This window comes from Holdemania sp. (assembly GCF_986127675.1).
In genome coordinates this window covers 10,827-28,755 of the sequence record NZ_CFQZWI010000011.1, presented here as the reverse complement: position 1 = coordinate 28,755, position 17,929 = coordinate 10,827, and the positions used below count along the sequence as shown (strand labels likewise).

Annotated in this window: 13 protein-coding genes; 12 read left to right on the top strand and 1 reads right to left on the bottom strand. The window is 52.2% G+C overall.

Features of this window, described 5'->3' with window-relative positions; all coding sequences use genetic code 11:
* Nucleotides 1–36 precede the first annotated feature (36 nt).
* The 12 genes from AC5OW4_RS03475 to nagA all read left to right on the top strand — a co-directional run bounded on the left by AC5OW4_RS03475 (nt 37) and on the right by nagA (nt 13,008).
* On the top strand, nt 37–2,022 hold the full coding sequence (locus tag AC5OW4_RS03475) for a BglG family transcription antiterminator (RefSeq protein WP_308560251.1): 1,986 nt from the start codon (nt 37–39) through the stop codon (nt 2,020–2,022).
* A 261-nt stretch (nt 2,023–2,283) separates the two neighbouring features.
* Nucleotides 2,284–3,147, top strand: coding sequence for an RNase adapter RapZ (rapZ, locus tag AC5OW4_RS03470; protein ID WP_072682970.1), 864 nt, complete (start codon nt 2,284–2,286; stop codon nt 3,145–3,147).
* On the top strand, nt 3,137–4,108 hold the full coding sequence (locus tag AC5OW4_RS03465) for a gluconeogenesis factor YvcK family protein (RefSeq protein ID WP_072682971.1): 972 nt from the start codon (nt 3,137–3,139) through the stop codon (nt 4,106–4,108). The genes rapZ and AC5OW4_RS03465 overlap by 11 nt, the downstream gene beginning before the upstream one ends.
* A gap of 2 nt (nt 4,109–4,110) precedes the next feature.
* Entirely contained in the window at nt 4,111–5,070 is a 960-nt protein-coding gene (gene whiA / locus AC5OW4_RS03460; protein WP_195397088.1) for a DNA-binding protein WhiA, read from the top strand.
* Between the two features lie 54 nt (nt 5,071–5,124).
* Nucleotides 5,125–5,652 carry a hypothetical protein gene (locus tag AC5OW4_RS03455; protein WP_072682973.1) on the top strand — a complete coding sequence of 176 codons (528 nt, stop codon included), beginning with the start codon at nt 5,125–5,127 and terminating at the stop codon, nt 5,650–5,652.
* A gap of 97 nt (nt 5,653–5,749) precedes the next feature.
* Entirely contained in the window at nt 5,750–6,052 is a 303-nt protein-coding gene (locus tag AC5OW4_RS03450; protein ID WP_493676648.1) for an HMG-box domain-containing protein, read from the top strand.
* Complete coding sequence (locus AC5OW4_RS03445; RefSeq protein ID WP_493676647.1) at nt 6,021–6,935, top strand: DUF2156 domain-containing protein; 915 nt, start codon at nt 6,021–6,023, stop codon at nt 6,933–6,935. Before AC5OW4_RS03450 ends, AC5OW4_RS03445 begins: the two co-directional genes overlap by 32 nt.
* Entirely contained in the window at nt 6,932–7,846 is a 915-nt protein-coding gene (locus AC5OW4_RS03440) for a GNAT family N-acetyltransferase (protein WP_195397091.1), read from the top strand. The genes AC5OW4_RS03445 and AC5OW4_RS03440 overlap by 4 nt, the downstream gene beginning before the upstream one ends.
* Nucleotides 7,847–8,013: 167 nt before the next feature.
* Nucleotides 8,014–8,241 carry a hypothetical protein gene (locus tag AC5OW4_RS03435; protein WP_072682977.1) on the top strand — a complete coding sequence of 76 codons (228 nt, stop codon included), beginning with the start codon at nt 8,014–8,016 and terminating at the stop codon, nt 8,239–8,241.
* A 221-nt stretch (nt 8,242–8,462) separates the two neighbouring features.
* The gene (locus AC5OW4_RS03430) at nt 8,463–9,326 is read left to right on the top strand and encodes a helix-turn-helix domain-containing protein (RefSeq protein ID WP_195397092.1); all 864 of its coding nucleotides are present in this window, start codon (nt 8,463–8,465) and stop codon (nt 9,324–9,326) included.
* A gap of 69 nt (nt 9,327–9,395) precedes the next feature.
* A complete protein-coding gene (locus AC5OW4_RS03425; protein ID WP_072682979.1) occupies nt 9,396–11,618 on the top strand; it encodes an FAD-dependent oxidoreductase in 2,223 nt (740 codons plus the stop codon).
* 196 nt (nt 11,619–11,814) lie between these two features.
* Nucleotides 11,815–13,008 carry an N-acetylglucosamine-6-phosphate deacetylase gene (gene nagA / locus AC5OW4_RS03420; protein WP_493676646.1) on the top strand — a complete coding sequence of 398 codons (1,194 nt, stop codon included), beginning with the start codon at nt 11,815–11,817 and terminating at the stop codon, nt 13,006–13,008.
* A gap of 108 nt (nt 13,009–13,116) precedes the next feature.
* Here the strand turns inward: nagA and AC5OW4_RS03415 are convergent, their stop codons facing one another.
* On the bottom strand, nt 13,117–17,775 hold the full coding sequence (locus AC5OW4_RS03415) for a GGDEF and EAL domain-containing protein (RefSeq protein ID WP_072682981.1): 4,659 nt from the start codon (nt 17,773–17,775) through the stop codon (nt 13,117–13,119).
* Nucleotides 17,776–17,929 lie beyond the last annotated feature (154 nt).

Here is a 17,929-nt window from a genome sequence, read left to right as displayed (position 1 = left end):
GGAGGAAACAGGCATGAAAAGCAAAGGATGTTGGGCATGAACGCAAATTACCGGCAGCTGTCCCTGCTCTACGAATTTCTTAATCATACGGGACAATATCTGACTTATTCGATGCTGTGCGAACAGATGAACGTCTCCGAGAAAACAATCCATAACGATATTCAGGTGATCAACGATACCATCCGCAAGAATAACCTTCAGATCTGTCTGCGCAAGAACCGGGGATTTCTTCTGCAGGCGCAGGATCCGCGGGTGATCCGGGAGCTGAAAAACCAGTTCCGCTACCGGTTCTACAATGTCTACGATCTTCAGGAGAACTTCAAGCTGCGCATCAACACCATTTTGAAACAGCTGCTGATCAGCGAGGAGTATATCAAGCTGGAGACGATCGCCGATCGGATGTGGCTGAATCCGCAGTCGATTTCCCGGGAGATGAAGGAAGTCCGGAAAATGCTGGGCGATTACAATCTGGAACTGATCAGCCGCCCTTACCGGGGGATGAAGATCGAAGGCAACGAAATCAACTACCGGTTCTGCTACATGGATTCAATTTGTTACTACAACCACAAGGTAAAGATGATGGACGTGTTTCTGGACGTCGATCACAAGGATCAGATGGAAGGCGAGGAACGCGAGGCGATCGCGAAAATGGTTTCCGATTTGATCTGCACGCGGGAAATGGGGATCAGCGACCTGGAAACCCGGAAATGGATCGTCATGATCATGTTGTCGGAAAAACGCCGGAAGGCCGGCCATTTTGTGAGCTTTTCTGAGGAACAGGCGCAGCTGCTCGATCAATTCCGGCCGCTGTTTCCGTTGGATGATCTGGGTTCGCAGCTGGCAGCGTATTATGGAGAACCACTGCCGCCGCAGGAACAGCGCTTTCAGCTGTTGTTTCTCTTATGCAATCTGGACCTGTCCGATACGGCGATCGAAGAAACCCGATTCGGGCCTTTTTATGATTTGGCAGTCGTCCTGTTTGATAAAATCCGCAGAAAATTCGCCTCTTTAGACATTTTAAACCTCACGGCGATGGAGGCGATGAAGACGGAATTTCTGCGTTTTCTGATCCCGATCGTCGTGCGGATGTCGTTTAAAATCCCGGAAAACAACACGACCTCCGAGCTGGTGCGGATTGCCAAGCAGACGCCGGTTTCCTGTCAGATCGCGATCATCATTCACGATATCATTCAGAACTGGTTCGACTGCGATATCGGCGAGGTCTCGCAATGTCTGATTTCACTGTTTATCTATCGTCAGATCAAGAAGATCGAGAATAAGCGGATGCAGCTGCGGCTGGCTCTGTATCCGGTCGCGAATGTGTTTGTCGGGGAGGCGCTAAAGGAAGCGCTGCTGGAACGGCTGCATTATTATGTCAAATCCGTGGATATTCTAAGAGAGCGGGAACTGGCGGACATTTCTTCGGAAACCGTGGACTTCTTAATCTGCTTTGACGAAAGCGTGCCGGTTTCCGTGTCCTCTTCCATCCCGGTTTTAAAAATTGACTACTATCTCAACAACGATGACTACCAGTCGCTGTATCAGAATATGATTCAGCCGTCGCTGAAATATGAAACGCCGTTCTCGCCGCTGAGCCGGGAGGACGTTTATCTGGACGCCCGTTTTTCCAGTATGGAGGAACTGAAGCAGACGCTGATCAGTTTTTATCTGGAAGAGCTTGACCAGCAGTGGCTGGCTTATTTATTGTATCGGAAATTTCTGCATCTGGACTGGCTGGTATGGGATGAGACGCTGAATATCATTCTGTTTACCTCGGAAAAAAGACGGATGATGACCAAGCTGTTCGATCTTGCGAAACCCTTGCCGGTCAAAAACAAGAAGATCAAACGCATCTATTTTTTCGTGATTCAGACCGGCGGCGACCCGATCCGGTTAAATACGGCGGAAACATTGATCCGGCGGATGACGGAGGGACAGCCCCGGATTCTGAGGGATGAGGCGGGAAGTCTGTTAGATCCGTATGCCTATTATATTCATCACCGCAAGGTTAAAATCAGCTGATCGGGAAGTCGGCCGGGCGTTTCGGAATAAGAAAGCGATAAGGTTACAAGGTTTGATAAGCCGCCGCCATCTTATTGACAAGGAGCCGCCGGATTTTGACTTCTCTTTTTTTGTGAAACAGATGCGCTCCTCAGGAATCTTTTCCGGACTAAACGCTGAAGCTGAAGAAGAAAGTTCTCCGAATAAAAATCGGCATGTTCCCGATTGAGAACCGCCAGGGGCTGTGGTAAAATACAGCTAACAAAACAAGAGGTGATCGAGATGAAGAAAAAGCGTGTAATCCTGGTCAGCGGAATGTCCGGCGCAGGCAAGACGAGCGCGACCAGCGTTTTGGAAGATATGGGTTATCACTGCATCGACCAGTTTCCCGTTCAGCTGTTAAGCCTGTTGGTGGATCTAATTGAAAGCAGTACCGATCCGCGCTATTCCTATCTGGCGCTGGCAACGTCGGCCAAGGATTTCCCGGAGTTCCTGAATGCTTTTGAGGGTGAGGATATGGATGTGCGCGTACTGTTTCTGGACGCATCCAATGATGTGCTGCTGCACCGCTACAAATCCACGCGGCGCACGCATCCGCTGCTGATCTCCAACGTCTGCAATACGCTGGAGGAAGCGATCAGCGTCGAGCGGCAGATGTTTCAGAATTACAAAGACACCGCGTTTCTTTCCGTCGACACGACGTTTTTAAAAGCGTCGGAACTGAAGCAGAAAATCGAGAAGTATTTCTCACTGAGCAGCGCGCCGGTCTTTTCGATCAGCTTCATCTCGTTTGGCTATAAGCACGGCGTCCCGCTGGATGCCGATCTGATGATCGACGTGCGCTTTCTCCCCAATCCCTATTGGGAAGTCGAACTGCGTCCCTACTCCGGCGACGATCCGCAGGTCTACCATTACGTCATGGACAAACCGGAAACCCGGGAATTTATCAAGCGGCTGCTGGAATTTCTCGATTACGCGTTTACCGAATATGTCAAGGAAGGCAAGAATCACTTCACCGTAGCGATTGGCTGTACCGGCGGCCAGCACCGCTCCGTCGCGATCACGAATTTCCTGTATGATCACTATAAGATCCAGTATAACTGCTATAAAGAACATCGCGATAAGCGGGGGCTGGATGAACAATAACCCGTTGAAGGTCGTCGTTATCGGCGGCGGGCATGGCCAGTCGGTCATCCTGCGCGGCATTAAATTCATTCAGGATATTCAAATCTCGGCGATCGTCACCGTGGCGGATGACGGCGGCAGCACCGGACGGCTGCGGCGTCAGTTTCATATCCCCGCGATGGGCGATATCCGCGCGGTGCTGATCGCGCTGGCGGAGTCGGAAACCTTGCTTAAAAATCTGATGGAGTATCGCTTTGAAGGCGATCCGGATCCTGATCAGGAAGATCAGGGCGTCATGGGCCACAACCTCGGCAATCTGATTCTGACCGCCCTGACGCAGAGCTGCGGCAGCTTTCTGGAAAGCATCGGAATTCTTTCCAAGATCCTCAATGTGCGCGGCGATATCATTCCCGCTACTACTCAGGTGATCACGCTGTTCGCCCGGATGGCCGACGGCACGATCGTGCGCGGGGAGTCCAACATTCCCAATATCAATAACCGGATCGACACGGTGTTTTATCAGGAAACCGTCAAGGCCTCCGAGAAGGCAGTTCGGGCGATCCGCGAAGCGGATGTGATCATTTACGGCATCGGCAGCATCTTCACCAGTATCCTGCCGAATCTGATCATTCCGGAGATCGCCGAAGCGATCCGCCAGTCGGACGCTTACGGCGTGTATTTGTGCAACGCGATGAGCCAGCCGGGTGAAACCGACGATTTTACAATGGAGGATCATGTCGACGCACTGGTCCGTCACGGTGCGAAGATCGACGAGGTGCTGGTCGCTCAGGATCCGATCCCGGATGCGGTCCTGAACCGCTATGCGTTAGAAGGCGGAAAGCCTGTCAGCATCCTGCAGCAAGAGCATCCCTATCAGGTTACCCCGGCGCCGCTGCTGGATTTCAGCGACGATTTGGTCCGCCACGACGCCGATAAGATCCGCCGCTGCATGCAGCAGCTGTTAGCGAAAATAAAGGAGTAAGTATGTCGTTTACCACTGAAGTCAAATCCGAAATCGCTCAGAATGAGCTGAAACCCTGCTGCCAGAAGGCGGAGCTTTCCGCTTTGGTGCAGCTGTGTTCGTCGTTAACGATCAACGCTCAGGGCATGTCGTTGATGATCAAGACGGAAAACGCGGCGACGGCAAAACGAATCCTTAAGCTGCTGAAGGAAAATTACGCCGTGGAAACCGATCTGTCGGTCATCAAGAAGATGAATCTGAAAAAAAACAACATCTACCGGCTGCAGGTGCTGAACAAGACGACCGAGATTCTCAACGATCTGGGCCTGTTCACCGATCACGGGCTGCAGAACCATCCGACCCGCAAGCTCGTTCAGAAAGAATGCTGCGCACGGGCCTATCTGGCCGGGGCGTTCATGGCGATGGGTTCAGTCAATTCCCCGCAGAAGACCAATTATCATCTCGAAATTGTAACCAACGACGAAGCTCACGCGCTGTTCATTCAGAAGCTGATGCATAAATTTGATCTGCCGGCCAAGGTGATCGCCCGCCGCACGTCCTTCGTCGTGTATTTGAAAGCGGCCGATAAGATCGCTGATTTCCTGCGCTGCGCCGGTGCGTATGAAGCGCTGATGAAGTTTGAGGATATCCGCATCCACCGCGATTTCCGCAACAACCTGACGCGGCTGGACAACTGCGAGGTCGCCAACGAAATGAAAAGTCAGGCGGCGGCCAAGAAGCAGCTGGAGGATATCGCCCGGATCGAGAAAGCCGGCCGGCTGCGGTTTCTCGATGAAAAGCTGAAAGCTGTGGCCCAGCTGCGCGTGCAGTTCCCGGAGGCCAGTCTGAACGAACTGAGCGCGGAATATGAAAAACAGACGGGGGTTGCCATGTCCAAATCCGGCATGAAGCACCGCTTCGGCAAGCTCCACGAGATCGCGGAGCAGCTTCCCCCAATTTCGGAAATCCAGAATGAATCCTGAAGAATCCGCATAAAAAAAGCCAGGATGTTCCATACTTCTAAGGAGGTGAGGACATTGGCTTTTTTTCTTTTATTGATCCAGCTGGCCGGTTTATCCTGGAATTTAACGTACACCGCGGAAGAATGGAACTGCGATCAGGGGCAGATTACCGTCGTGCTCCACGAACAATCGCTGCCGATTTCCCTGTTTGATGTCGAGCTGACAGACGCCGGGAAAACCCGGGCTTGCGAAATTGTGAGTCAGGCGGAAACACTGACGTTGGAAATCGACGATCATGTCGCCCAGACCTCGCCGCTGCCGGTATGGCTGTTTGCGGATGGGGAGCTGGTGCAGCGCTTGTTGATTGAGGAAGGGCTGGCTTCGGTTTCGATCTCCAACCCGGAATACACCTATGCCGCCCAGCTGCAGGCCGCCCAATCTCAGCCGGTAATCGCCCACGGCTCTGTCAATTCAGTCACGGAGTACAGCCGCCGGCGGGGCGAGGTGGGACTGGCGGTGCTGTGCTTTATGACGTCCGGCTTTCTTGTCCTGTGGATTCTTGGCGTCCGTCATGCCCGCCGCCGTCATCCGCAGAGAAGCTGAAGAAATTCTTAAATTTGAGGTTCGGGTTGCAAAACTTTTCTCTTTTGCGGTCAATTAGGATATAATGAAACCGGTGATAAACATGAGATTTCTAACGATGATTTTTACAATCCTGCTGATCATCGCCTTTCTCAGCATGGCCTGGCCGTTTATTCTGGCGATGCTGGCAGTCATGGCGGTCTTGGGGATCTTCGGCATGTTCAAGATCAGAAAGATGACCAAGACGATGAACGACCAGTGGTCGTCGATGGATCAGAATCAGGATTCAGTTTGGATTGATGAACAAACTCAGGACAGCCCGTTTGAACAGCGGGTAGCTCAGCCTGAGGTTTTTGAGGCGGAATATACTGAAAGAAGGACGGATGAGGATGGAAGCCAGTCAGATACAAAGGGACTTTGATCCCGTTACCGTAGACGATTATCCGCTGATCCAGCGTTATTTATCGTTGGCGCAGTATGAAGAAAGCAACCACAACTTGGTCAACATGATCCTGTGGATCGATTCCTATCCGCTGTTTAAGTGTCAGAATGAAAACTGGCTGCTTTTGCTGGGCGTGCACGAAGGCACGTTGTTTATTTACATGCCCTTATGCCGGCCGGAATATTTCAAGGAAGCAATTCTGGCAGCCAGAGGCATCTTTGAGCATTATCGGCTGCCATTTGTGCTGAGCTGCTTCACAAAGGAAGCGGCGCAGTGGTTTGCAGATACGTTTCCCAACACCTGTCTGGAGGAAAACCGCGACAGCGCGGATTATGTTTACCTGTGCGAGAAGCTGAAAACCTTCGCAGGCAAGAAGCTGCAGAAGAAGCGCAATCATCTCAACGCATTCTATAAGGAGTATGCGGGACGCTGGGAATATGAGTCGTTCAACGCGGATAATGTGAAGGAATGTGAAGCGTTTCTGCGGCAGTGGCATGCCGAGGATCCGGATGAATTTCTGCAGACGGAACGGCGCGGCGTTTTCCGGATTCTGGAATTATTCGGGCAGATTCCTTACCGCGGCGGTCTGATCCGCATCGACGGGGAAGTGAAGGCGTTTGCGGTCGGCTCCTGGCTGAGCGCGCGGATGTGTCAGGAAAACATTGAAAAAGCTGACGACGAGATTCGGGGATTATATCAGGCGATCATGAAGGAATGGCTGACGCATGAGTTTGATGAAGCCGAGTACGTCAACCGTGAAGACGACATGGGCCATGAGAATATCCGTCAGGCTAAACTGGCGTACCATCCGGAGTTTTTGATCGAGAAGTACCGGATTTGCGGAAAGGAGAATCAGCTATGATCAGCAAGGCGCTGCCGCAGGAAAAAAAGATTGTGTACGGCATCTGGAAGCAGGTGTTTGCCGGCGATGACGGTGGTTATACGGATTATTTCTTCCGCACGCTGTATAAGCCGGAGAATACGCTGGTGCTGAAAGATTCGGGGAATATCGTATCGACGCTGATGCGGATTCCGCATTCGATCATGTTAGCCGGGCATGTTCTGGAAACGTCGATGATTTTAGGCGTGGCGACGATTCCGTCTTACCGCAAGCGGGGCTGCATGCACGAGCTGATGAACGACGTGCTGGACGAGGTGGAGCACAGGGAGCTGGTGACCTTGATTCAGGCTTACAATCCGTCGATGTATACGCAGTTTGGCTTTGAAATGGTGTATTACCGCCGGCGGTATTCCATCCATCGCTCCCAGATTCCCCTTTGCAGCAACGAGGGCCTGACCTACAAGGTGCAGTCGCAGGATCTGCTCGATGTGTATACGGCGTATGTGCGGCGCTTCGATGGTTTCTATCTGCGGACGAAAGAGGACTTCGATCATCTGCAGGAGGAGTGCAATGCCGAGGGCGGCAAGCTGATCGCCTACTATGATCAGAACAAACAGATTCAGGGCTACGCGTCATTATATCAGACCGCGCAGGGCATCGAGGTGCGCGAGTGTATTTATCTCAACAGCGTCGCGTTGTTCAAATTGTTGAATCTGGCGCTGCAGCTGAAACCGGAGATTATCCTGCATACCACGCAGGATGAGCATCTGGAAAAGATTATTCAGGGCCTCACATGGCAGGACTATGGCTTCACGATGGCGCGGATTAACGATTACGATCTGTTCAACCGGCTGTACGGGAGCGCGGTGACTTCGCCGAAGGAAGCGTTTGCGCTGAGCGGCAAGCCGTTGTTTATGCACGAATACGCGTAAAAGAGAATGAAGTACCAAGCTTTAATGATAAGGGTTATCTCGCGGTTCTGTCAGGACAGGAAGCAGTCTGCTGAAAAGAGTTATGCCGCGCATGCTGGTGATCCAGCGCTTGAAAAGTCTTGTGGACAGAGATCGTAATCAGAAAGAAGCGAAGGAGGATCCTGCCGATGATTATGGTATTGATCATTGCGTTTTGTTTCTGGTATGGCGGATATGCTTTTAAAAATCCTGAGAAAGTCTGGGAGTACCAGCATTTCCTCACGGTTAAAGATGGAACACCGACTCTATTTTCCATCTATTTTATCAAAGCTTGCGGTATTTTATTGATCATGACTGCCATCGTCATGGTATTCCCTTTTATTGAGGTGATATTGGATAAAACAATATTCAAATGATATTTTTAAGAGTCATTATAAAAATCAGGAACAATGTAAAAACAAAGGCATTGGGTTAAGTCATCGAAACAACTTAACGTAATGCCTTTATTTTACAGTTTACAAACTTTTCAGGGATTCTTCTATATTCCAATCTTGGACTTCGCCAACCTGCGAAGTGAAACCAGAAACGCCCGGAGTACAACGGCGGGTGATTCTATGTTAAGATAGAAATGATCATCATGAAATCAACAAAGAAGGCAGGTGAACGGCGGTGCTTTCGGGGAAGCATCCGCAGAAATATGGTCACAAGCAAGAAGTTTTGCGCTATTTCAGGGATTACCCTGGAGACGCTGCGGCATTATATCGACCTTGAGCTTTTAAAACCAGCGAAAGTGCTGGCGAACGGCTATCGGGAATTTTCCATTGATAATGCGGTCGAGGTCTTCTATCTAAGACATGAACGGGGACTGGGAGCGAGTCTGAATCAATTCCATCCCGAAAACGAGGCCGAAAATCTGGCGGATCAGGATGGGCGCTATCAGGAAAATCTGCTTCAGCTGCAAAAACAAAAAGCATTGCTGGAACGGCAGATTGAGCGTAATATCTATTATCGGAATTTAATTCAGCGCGCGATCCATCAGAAGGGGCAGCCCTTGTATTTGAATGTGCAGCAGCTGTTCAGCCTGAGCTTCCTGGAGTTTTCTCCCGCCAATCTGGATCGCCAGAACGTCTTGAAAATGATTGAAAAATGGATGCAGTTTCCTGAACTGCTGCATCTGGCTTTCCGGATCGATCCAAAGCAGCTGACATCTGATTCTGATATCTTGGAACCGCGTGTCGGATTAGGGATCCGAACCGATTTTGCCAGACAAAACGAACTTCCGTATGCGGAAGCCGAGACCAGCTGCGGCAGCGGAAAAATGGTAATGATTGTTTCGCGCAGTGAAAGCTTAACGCAAATCCCGAAAACGGCGCTGGCCTCTTTGCTGGAATGCACCGATCAACCCATCCGCAAGGAGCTGGTCGGTCGGCTGATCACACGGGTTCAGGAAGACGGCAAACTCTGGTATTATTTCAGCTGCAGTCTGGATTTGGGATCTTGACCCCGTGGTAACCACGGGGTTTATAGTAAGGTCAGATCGATTGTGAAAATATCGACGAGGGAGGAAAATATGAAAAGACTTGGCCTTATCTTGATTTCTCTTTTCATGGTGCTTTCCTGCGCTGCCTGCGGGCAAACGAAGGAAGAAACGAAGAAAGCAGAACTCAAATTCACGGCTGGAAGCTATACGGCTTCAGCACAGGGCTACAACGGGGAAGTGTCGATTGAAGCGACTTTCTCAGAAAACGCAATTACGGACATTCAGATTCAAGAACAGAAGGAAACGGCGCATGTCGGCGATGTCGCTTATCCCATTTTGATTGAGGATATCCTGGCAGCCAACGGCACGGGGGTTGACGTTGTCAGCGGGGCGACCTTTACGAGCATCGCTTTGAAGAACGCGGTCAACGCAGCGGCGGAAGCGGCGGGCGCTTCTGATCTGGACGCCTTTAAGAAGAACACCGTAGAACATGCGGCGCAGGAAGAAATTACAGGGACCTGGGACGTCGTCATCGTCGGCGCCGGCGGAGCAGGCATGATGGCCGCCGCGCAGGCAGCCCAAAACGGGGACACGGTTCTGGTATTGGAAAAGAACGCGGAAATGGGCGGAAATACGTTAGTTTCCGGCGGCGCTTATCAGTCGACCTTTGACGCTGTTGTCTGGGATCCGGCCAATCCGGATGCGACGACCGGCGAATACAATGGCGAAACCTACGAAAAAGTTAAAAATGACGCGGGACGGATTGACACGCTGAAAACGATTCTGAACTGGTCGGAAGAACCGTTTGACGGAACGATCGACGACGAACATCCGTTTGTCGCGGGCGATATTGCGCTGAATGCGGTGCGCGGCGTCCATGAGGAATACCTGCCGACGCTGAAAGCGCTGAAAGAAGAAATCCGGGCTTATCTGGATTGGGCCCAGCCGCAGCTGGATGCGGGCGTCCATGAAACAAAGCTGACGTTGTTCTCCACGATCAACCTGCATATCTTCCAGACATATTATGGCGGCTTGCGTCCTAACCGGGAGAATACGGAATGGATTTACGGCGATGAAAAGCTGGTGCGTCAGTTTGTCGAAGGTGGTCAGGAAATTAAAGACTGGCTGGAAGCTCAGGGAGCTTCGATTGATCAAAGCCGTGCCTTTACGTTAATCGGATGCTTGTGGCAGCGTGAAAACGCAGTCAATGGCGGCACGGTTGACGGCGAATTCTATGAAGGCAAGTGGGGCGGATATTTCGCGGTCCCGGCCAATACGGTTTTAAAAGCGAACGAAGCGAATAAAATTATGACCCGCACGACGGCGAACGAATTGATCACGGATGAATCCGGGCGCGTTACCGGCGTGAAGGCGACGCAGTTTGACGGAACTCCGGTCACAGTCATGGCCAACAAAGGCGTCATTCTGGCGACCGGCGGCTATGGCGCGAATATTGAGATGGTCCAGAAGACAAATGATTACTGGAAAGATGAATTTATTGCCAACAATATCGGGACAACCAATCGTTCCAGTCTGAAGGGCGACGGCACGACGATGGGTCAGGCTGTTGGTGCAGCGACAATCGGCGAAGGCTGGACACAGATGATGCCGTTAGGCTGGGTTGATAATGGAAATCTGGCTGGCGGCGCCGGCGAGAACGTCATTTACGTCAATCCGGAAACGGGCAAGCGGTATGTCGATGAATCCGCGGAACGCGACGTTCTGTCAGAAGGCGGCTTTGAAAACGGAATGAGCGAAGCAAAAGCAAAGGAACTGGGATTAAAATATGTACCGGGGATCTACGTTGAAATTTCCAATGTGGGAACAACGGCCGGCACCGGCGGTTTCAACAACATTCCTGAAGATGTTGAAGGCCGGATGATTTTCAGAACGGTGGAAGAAACCGCGGAATTGATCGGCTGCGACGCGGAAACGCTGCGGCAGACAATTCTGGATTACGATAACTACGTCATGGGCGTTGCCGATACGCTGGACGTGGAGAAGCTTTCGTATCGCGGAACTGTCGGTCAGGTCGAAATGGACGACGAAGGCAATTATCTGCCGGATACGTACAAGCTGGACATGATCCGGGTTCGTTTCCTGGCTCCTTCCACGCATCACACGATGGGCGGATTGAGGGTCGATACCGATCGCCGCGTCCTGAATGAAAACGGCGAAGCGATCAAGGGATTGTATGCGGCAGGCGAAGTCACCGGCGGCTTCCATTCAGGAAATCGTCTGGGCGGCAACGCAATCACGGAGATCATCGTTTCCGGACGCATTGCCGGAAACAGCGCTTCCAACGAGAAATAAAGAACATCAGGCAAACATGGTGAATCCTCTTATCGAGGGCTCGCCATGTTTTTGTTTTCAGAGGTGATTGTATCCTTCCTTTCTCGCAGGACATGCGGCGGTCTTGACAAACGAAGGCAAAGAAATTTTTTCTATTAAAAAGCATTGAAGTCCCACCTTGTTCCATAGACTACAAGAAAGGAAGGTGGAATGATTTATGAAAAGTATTCACAGTCATCACATCGTCACGGAAACTGAAGTCGTCGACGGATGGCTGACGATTGACGACGAAGGCCGAACTGCGGCGATCGGCGATACACCCGTGGGCACACGGATAGAGGAGGTCCAGGACGACTGGCTTTTACCCGGTTTGATCGATCCTCATCTGCATGGCTTTATGGGCTGGAACGCCTCGAAAACAACCGATGAAACGCAGATCCTCCACATGGCCGATGCACTGTTGTGGGCGGGAGTGACAGCCTTTGTACCTTCCTGCATTTCCTCCCCGGTGATGCTGGAAAACGTCCGCGCGCTGCATGAGGCGAGAATCCATCAGCGGCAGGGGGCTGAAATTTTGGGCCTATATATGGAAGGGCCGTTTTACAACCCGGAGTATAACGGCGGGACGCCCGTGCAGTATTTCCAGAAGCCTTCGGTTGATCAGGCCCTGCGGTTTTATGAAGCCGCTGGCGGCGATTTAATCAGTCTGGGTCTGGCTCCGGAACTGCCGGGAGCGATGGAGGTCATCACGGTTTTAAATCAGAAAGGCGTGCGGGTCGGCATTGCGCATACCGGGGCCGACTATGATCAGACGATGGCCGCGATTGACGCCGGCTGTCAGATGGCGACGCATTCTTTCAACGCGATGCGCGGATTACATCATCGGGAAGTTGGCGTGACCGGCGCGATTCTTCTGGATCCGCGGATATACAATGAAATCAACTGCGATTTCATCCACGTCTGTCCGCAGATGATTGAAATTCTGCTGAAGATGAAACCGTGGGATAAGATTTTGATGATGACTGACAGCGACAGTCTGACCGGCATGCCGCCGGGCACGTATCAGATCGGTGAGACCCCGGAAACGCTGGAATCGAACGGGAAAATTCATTTGCCGGACGGCACGATCTACGGCAGCGGACGGCTGCTTCTGCAGGACGTGTTCAACCTGATCGACACTCTGAAAATTCCAGTGCCGGAAGCGGTGGCCATGGCGTCGCTGAACGCTGCGCGGTTCCTGAACGTCGACGACCGGCTGGGTTCGCTCAAGGTGGGAAAGCAGGCCGACTTCATCATCGTCGACCCATTGCACCAATGCCGCGCGACATTTAAAAAAGGGGTGCAGGTTTGCGGCCGCGATCAGCGCAATACGCTGGTCAATCCGGAGTTTATGAATCTGAAAATCGCATAGAAAAAAAGAGAACGTTTTGGTTGGAAAGCAGGGCGTTCTCTTTCTATCTGGTTTGAATGCGGAGTAAGAAAGATCGGCCATTCCTCTCTTTCACCTCTGAAAATCAAATTATTCCCAATTCTTATTGAATAACGTGCGGAAATCACCCACCGGCATCGGCTTGCCATAGAAATACCCTTGCCCCAGACTGCATCCCAGCTGCCGCAGTTTATCCCGCTGCGCTTCAGTTTCGACCCCTTCGGCGATGACGCTGACCCCCAGCTGATGACACATGGAAATAATGCTGGCAACGATGATCTGATTCTGCGCGGAATCGACCAGTCCCTGAATCAGACTGCGGTCCAGTTTCAGGACGTCGAAATCCGCAACCGTCAACATGCTTAAATTGGTGTATTTTGTCCCGAAATCATCCAGGGAAATTCGCAGATGCAACCGTTTCAACGATTGAATGACCGTGCGCAGCGTTTCCTTTTCAATTTCACCGACTGTTTCAGTGATTTCAATTTCAATTAACGAAGGATCGAAATCATAGCGCGATAAAATTTTCTCCACCTCCAGCGCCATGTTTTCTTCCAACAAGGTCAGGCGTGAGAAATTTAACGACAACACCGCGGCATTCCGGCTCTGCCGCTGCCGGCGCTGCTGCATCTGGCAGACCTCGTCGAGGACAAACAAATCAATGACCCGAATCAGATGTTCGTTTTCCAGCACCGGGACAAAGCGCGCGGGCGGAATCACACCCATCTGCGGATGCAGATAGCGGATCAAGGCTTCCCCACCCAGGATCCGTCCGCTTTCCAAGTCGGCTTTTGGCTGGATATAGACGGTGAACCGGTTTTCTTTGAGCGCCTCCATCAGCTGTTGATAGGTCTCCGGCCGGTAATGCTTGGACAGATTGTAAGTCGTTTTATAATAATTCTGCTTGGCGATATACATCAGCTGATCGGCATGATTCATTAAGGCGCTGACGTCCGGCTCGTCCCCGCTCCAGCTGCTGCCCATTGACACGCCGTTGACAATGATCGTAAACGCGTTTTTCAGCCGGGCCAGCCGCTGCTGGAATTCCGCGTGCGAAATATTCTCGTAGACAGCAATGAATTCGTCGCCGCCTAAGCGGAATAACTGCTCCGGCCGGGCATGCAGATTCAGAATCCGCGCCAGTTCGATCAGGACCTGATCGCCATAGTGATGCCCATACAGCTCGTTGAGCTGCTTCAGCCCGTTGACGTCGCAGACCAGAACGCCCGCCTGCGATAAGGGATGCCGCTGCCAATGCTGGAGCTGCTCGACATACCGGTTGCGGTTGCCCAGCCCCGTCAGCGGATCGTGATAGCTCATAAACCGCAGCTGTTCCACCGCCTGATATTTAAGCAGTTCACTGACCAAAAAGGCGATCAGCGATTCCGCAAAGCTTAAATCCTGTCCCTGCGCCGACGGATTGACGATGGCGCAGCAGCCGATAATCTTCTCCTGGGAAAGCAGCGGCACCGCAAGCAGCGACCGCACACCCAGCCGTAAAAACGTGCGCACCAGTTCGGCGTTCTGACTCTTCAAGGCGTCGATATCCACTAAGACATAGGCGTCGTGCGCATGAAAATAGGTGTACCCCGGTTCCAGCAGCACTTCCGCCAGATTGTTCCAGACTTCCTTGAACGAAGGCAGCGGCGTCTTCATCCACTCGTAAACCGGAGGCGTTTCCTGCAAAAAGCTGAGCACGACCCGCTCCGCCGCGTAATAGCGGCCGATACCGGTCAGGCTTTCCTCTATCGCCAGACTGACGGAATCCGCGTCGACGATCTGGCGCACATGTTCAAGCAGCGCGTTGCCGCGCTCCAGCTGCAATGACAGTTCCTTGCTTAAATGATTGTGTTCAGCGATATCCATCGCAAATTCCATCCGCGCAGTCCGGCCCTGCCACTGGATCAATTTATCTTTGACGATGAAATCCCGGTTCATCAGCTCGTTGGTATGCTCCCAGACATAATATTCGTTGAATTTCAGCTTGTCGTTGGTGCAGAACGGACACGGCGTATCGCGGCCCTGCAGCACCTTATAACATTTCTTGCCGATGTAGTCGTCGATGATATTGAGATCTTCTTTGATCGTCCGGTTGATGAATAACAATTCGTAAGTCTTTGGATCGCTGACATAGATCACGTCGTTTAATTCCTCAAGCAGCTGCGAGGTCAGATGTTCTTCCAGCCCCGGCGCTGCTGCGATCACCGGCATTTCCGTGCGCAGCTCGTCGATTTCGGTACTGTTGACCGTCCAGCTTTCCTGCTTCATCGAAGGCAGGTAAAACTGCACCTGATTCTTGCCCTGACGTTTGGATTGATAGAGCGCGATGTCTGCGTTCTGGTAGAGCTGATAGAAATAAGTTCCGTCCTTGGCATAGAAAGAAACGCCGATGCTGCAGGAAACGCTGTCGTCAAACAACGCCGCCAGCTTTTGACACAGCTGTCCTGCTTTTTCCCGTACGATCTGTTCCGTCTTGCAGTTTTTCATCAGAATCGCGAATTCATCGCCGCCGATCCGGCCCAAAACATCATCGCCGCGGAAAACCTCGCGGATCTGCCGGGCAATTCGGGAAAGCACCTGATCACCATAGAGATGGCCGAAGGTATCGTTAATTTTTTTAAACTCGTCGATATCCAGAACCAACAGCGCGTGCATTGCCTGGGGATCGTTTTCCAGCACCGACTGAATCTGAGCTTCAGAGGAGCCTTTGTTCAATAAGCCGGTCAGCGAATCCCGCTGGGATTGATATTGCAGGATCAGCTCATGTTTCTTTTCTTTATCAATATCGCGGATAAAAAACAACACCTTCAGATGCTGGGTCGCCGGATCCTGAATGATATGCGCAGTCGTTTCCACCCATACCATCTGGCGTTTTTCCGACAACCGGCGATATTGCAGCGTGATTTCCCGCTGTTCCTGATTAAACGCGGCTTTCAAAGCGTCCCGGCTGAACGTCGAAAGAAACGTCGGACGGTCGTCGGGATGGATCTGCTGCCGGGCGATGCGGCGCTGGAACTGATCGTAAGGCGTCCGCAGCGCGTCGTCGATCAAAAAGCCCCAGTCGCCGCTGATTTTTTCCACAAGATTGTCGCACAGATTGATCTCAATCATCAGACAGGCGCCGGCCGCGATGGCCTTGCGGTACTGCTGCTCCTTGGCGTAAGCCAGTTCGGCATCTTTCTGCAGCGTGATGTCTTCAATGATGCCGACGGCCTGTTCCGTCTGCCCAAACTCGTCGGGCAGCGTGACCAGCGTTAGCTGCGACCAGTGCACGATGTTGTCCTGATTGCGGTTTTTAATAATGCAGCTTACGCGTTCCTCTCCCTGACGCAGCCGGTGAATCATCGCGAGGAAAGATTCCCCGAAGGGCGGCAGGATCAGTCCGCGGTCGATAAAATATTCCGGATTGACGGCGGTGTCTGGAAAATTGTAGCGGGCGCAGGCTTGCGGCGTACCGAGAATCTGATTGGTTTTAAAGTCATAATCAAACAGCACGCAGCCGACCTGTTCAAGAGCTTTCGTCATCCTCTGCTCGTTGATCGCGATATTCATTTCCCGCTGCTTGCCCTCGGTGATGTCGAGCACAACGCAGTTGATCGTCTGGACGCTGCCGGTCAGCGCGAAAGAAGCATAGACCATCAGAAATAAAATGCCGGTTTTTGTCGGAACCCGCAGCTGATAGTGCAAGCCGGGCAAGCCGGCGGTGAAGGCTTCTTTGATCTGGGCTAAAACGGCGTTTCGGTCATCGGGATGAACCATCCGGATCCATTCGTTTTGATAACGCTGACGGATTTCATCTTCCGAAGTCTGAAGCAGCTGATAAAACCGGCGGTTGCCGTAAAGCAGGGTCTGCGCGTCGTCGAGCTGAAGCAGGCAGATTCCACCCGGCAGATTGTCCGTTAACATCGCCATCTCATCGTTGCGTTGGCGCAGCTGACGAATCTGCGTCTCCAATTCAGCCTGACGTTCTTTCACAGCGTGGATATCGGCAAATCGAAGCAGGATCGCAATGCGGCCCTGATCTGTCAGAAAGCGGTAGCCCTGACATTGCCGCCACAAAGCCGTTCTGTCCCTGCGCACAAACCGCAGAGGCATCTGAAATTCATCGCCATGCTGAAACGCGTCTTCACATTGGGTTTTCATCGTTCCGACATCGTCGGGAACCAGGATCAGATCAAGCTGATTCCGACAATGAGCATAGAATTCTTCGTAGGTGAATCCGAGTTGCTTCAGCAGCGGGGAACTGATATAAAACAACGGCATGTTGGCTTCCAGATACACACCGGCCATCTCCGCCTGCAGCGCCGGTTCCGCCATTGTGAACAGCCGCGGATGGGCAGTGAAAAGTTGCGGCTGCGGCGAGAAGACCCGCGAGGCAGGCAGATCGAGGTCCAGCCGCACATAGACGGGCCGGGGTAGTTCTTCCAACGTTGCCCGCAGCTGCAGACAGGCGGTCTTCCCGTCGGGATAGTCCAGCTCAAAGGCGGCGAACAGGGCGCAGAGATGGGGCTGTTCGCGCAGGACTTCCAGACTGATCCAGCGGATCTGCACAGGCGGGAGGGTCTGTTTATAGTAGCGGTTTAACGACAAAAGCAGATCGTCGCGGCCGGCAATCATGTCCGGATAGAGCCCGCGGCAGATCAGCGCTTCGCTCAACGCTTCCTTCAATGCCGGCCAATCCCGGCAAAGAAAGACGGCGTCCACTAATTGTTCAAAGGCTTCGCGTAATTTAACTGTATTTTTTTCCATGATCGGTTTGCCTCATTTTCGATATCCGTGCGAGTTTGATTCTCATTTAATAATATAAGGATAGCATAACCCCGGGGCAAAAACCAGCGCGGGGTCAGCGCGGACAGCGAATTTTCGGGAGCGGCAGGGGGCGGATAAAAAAACGGGCAGACTG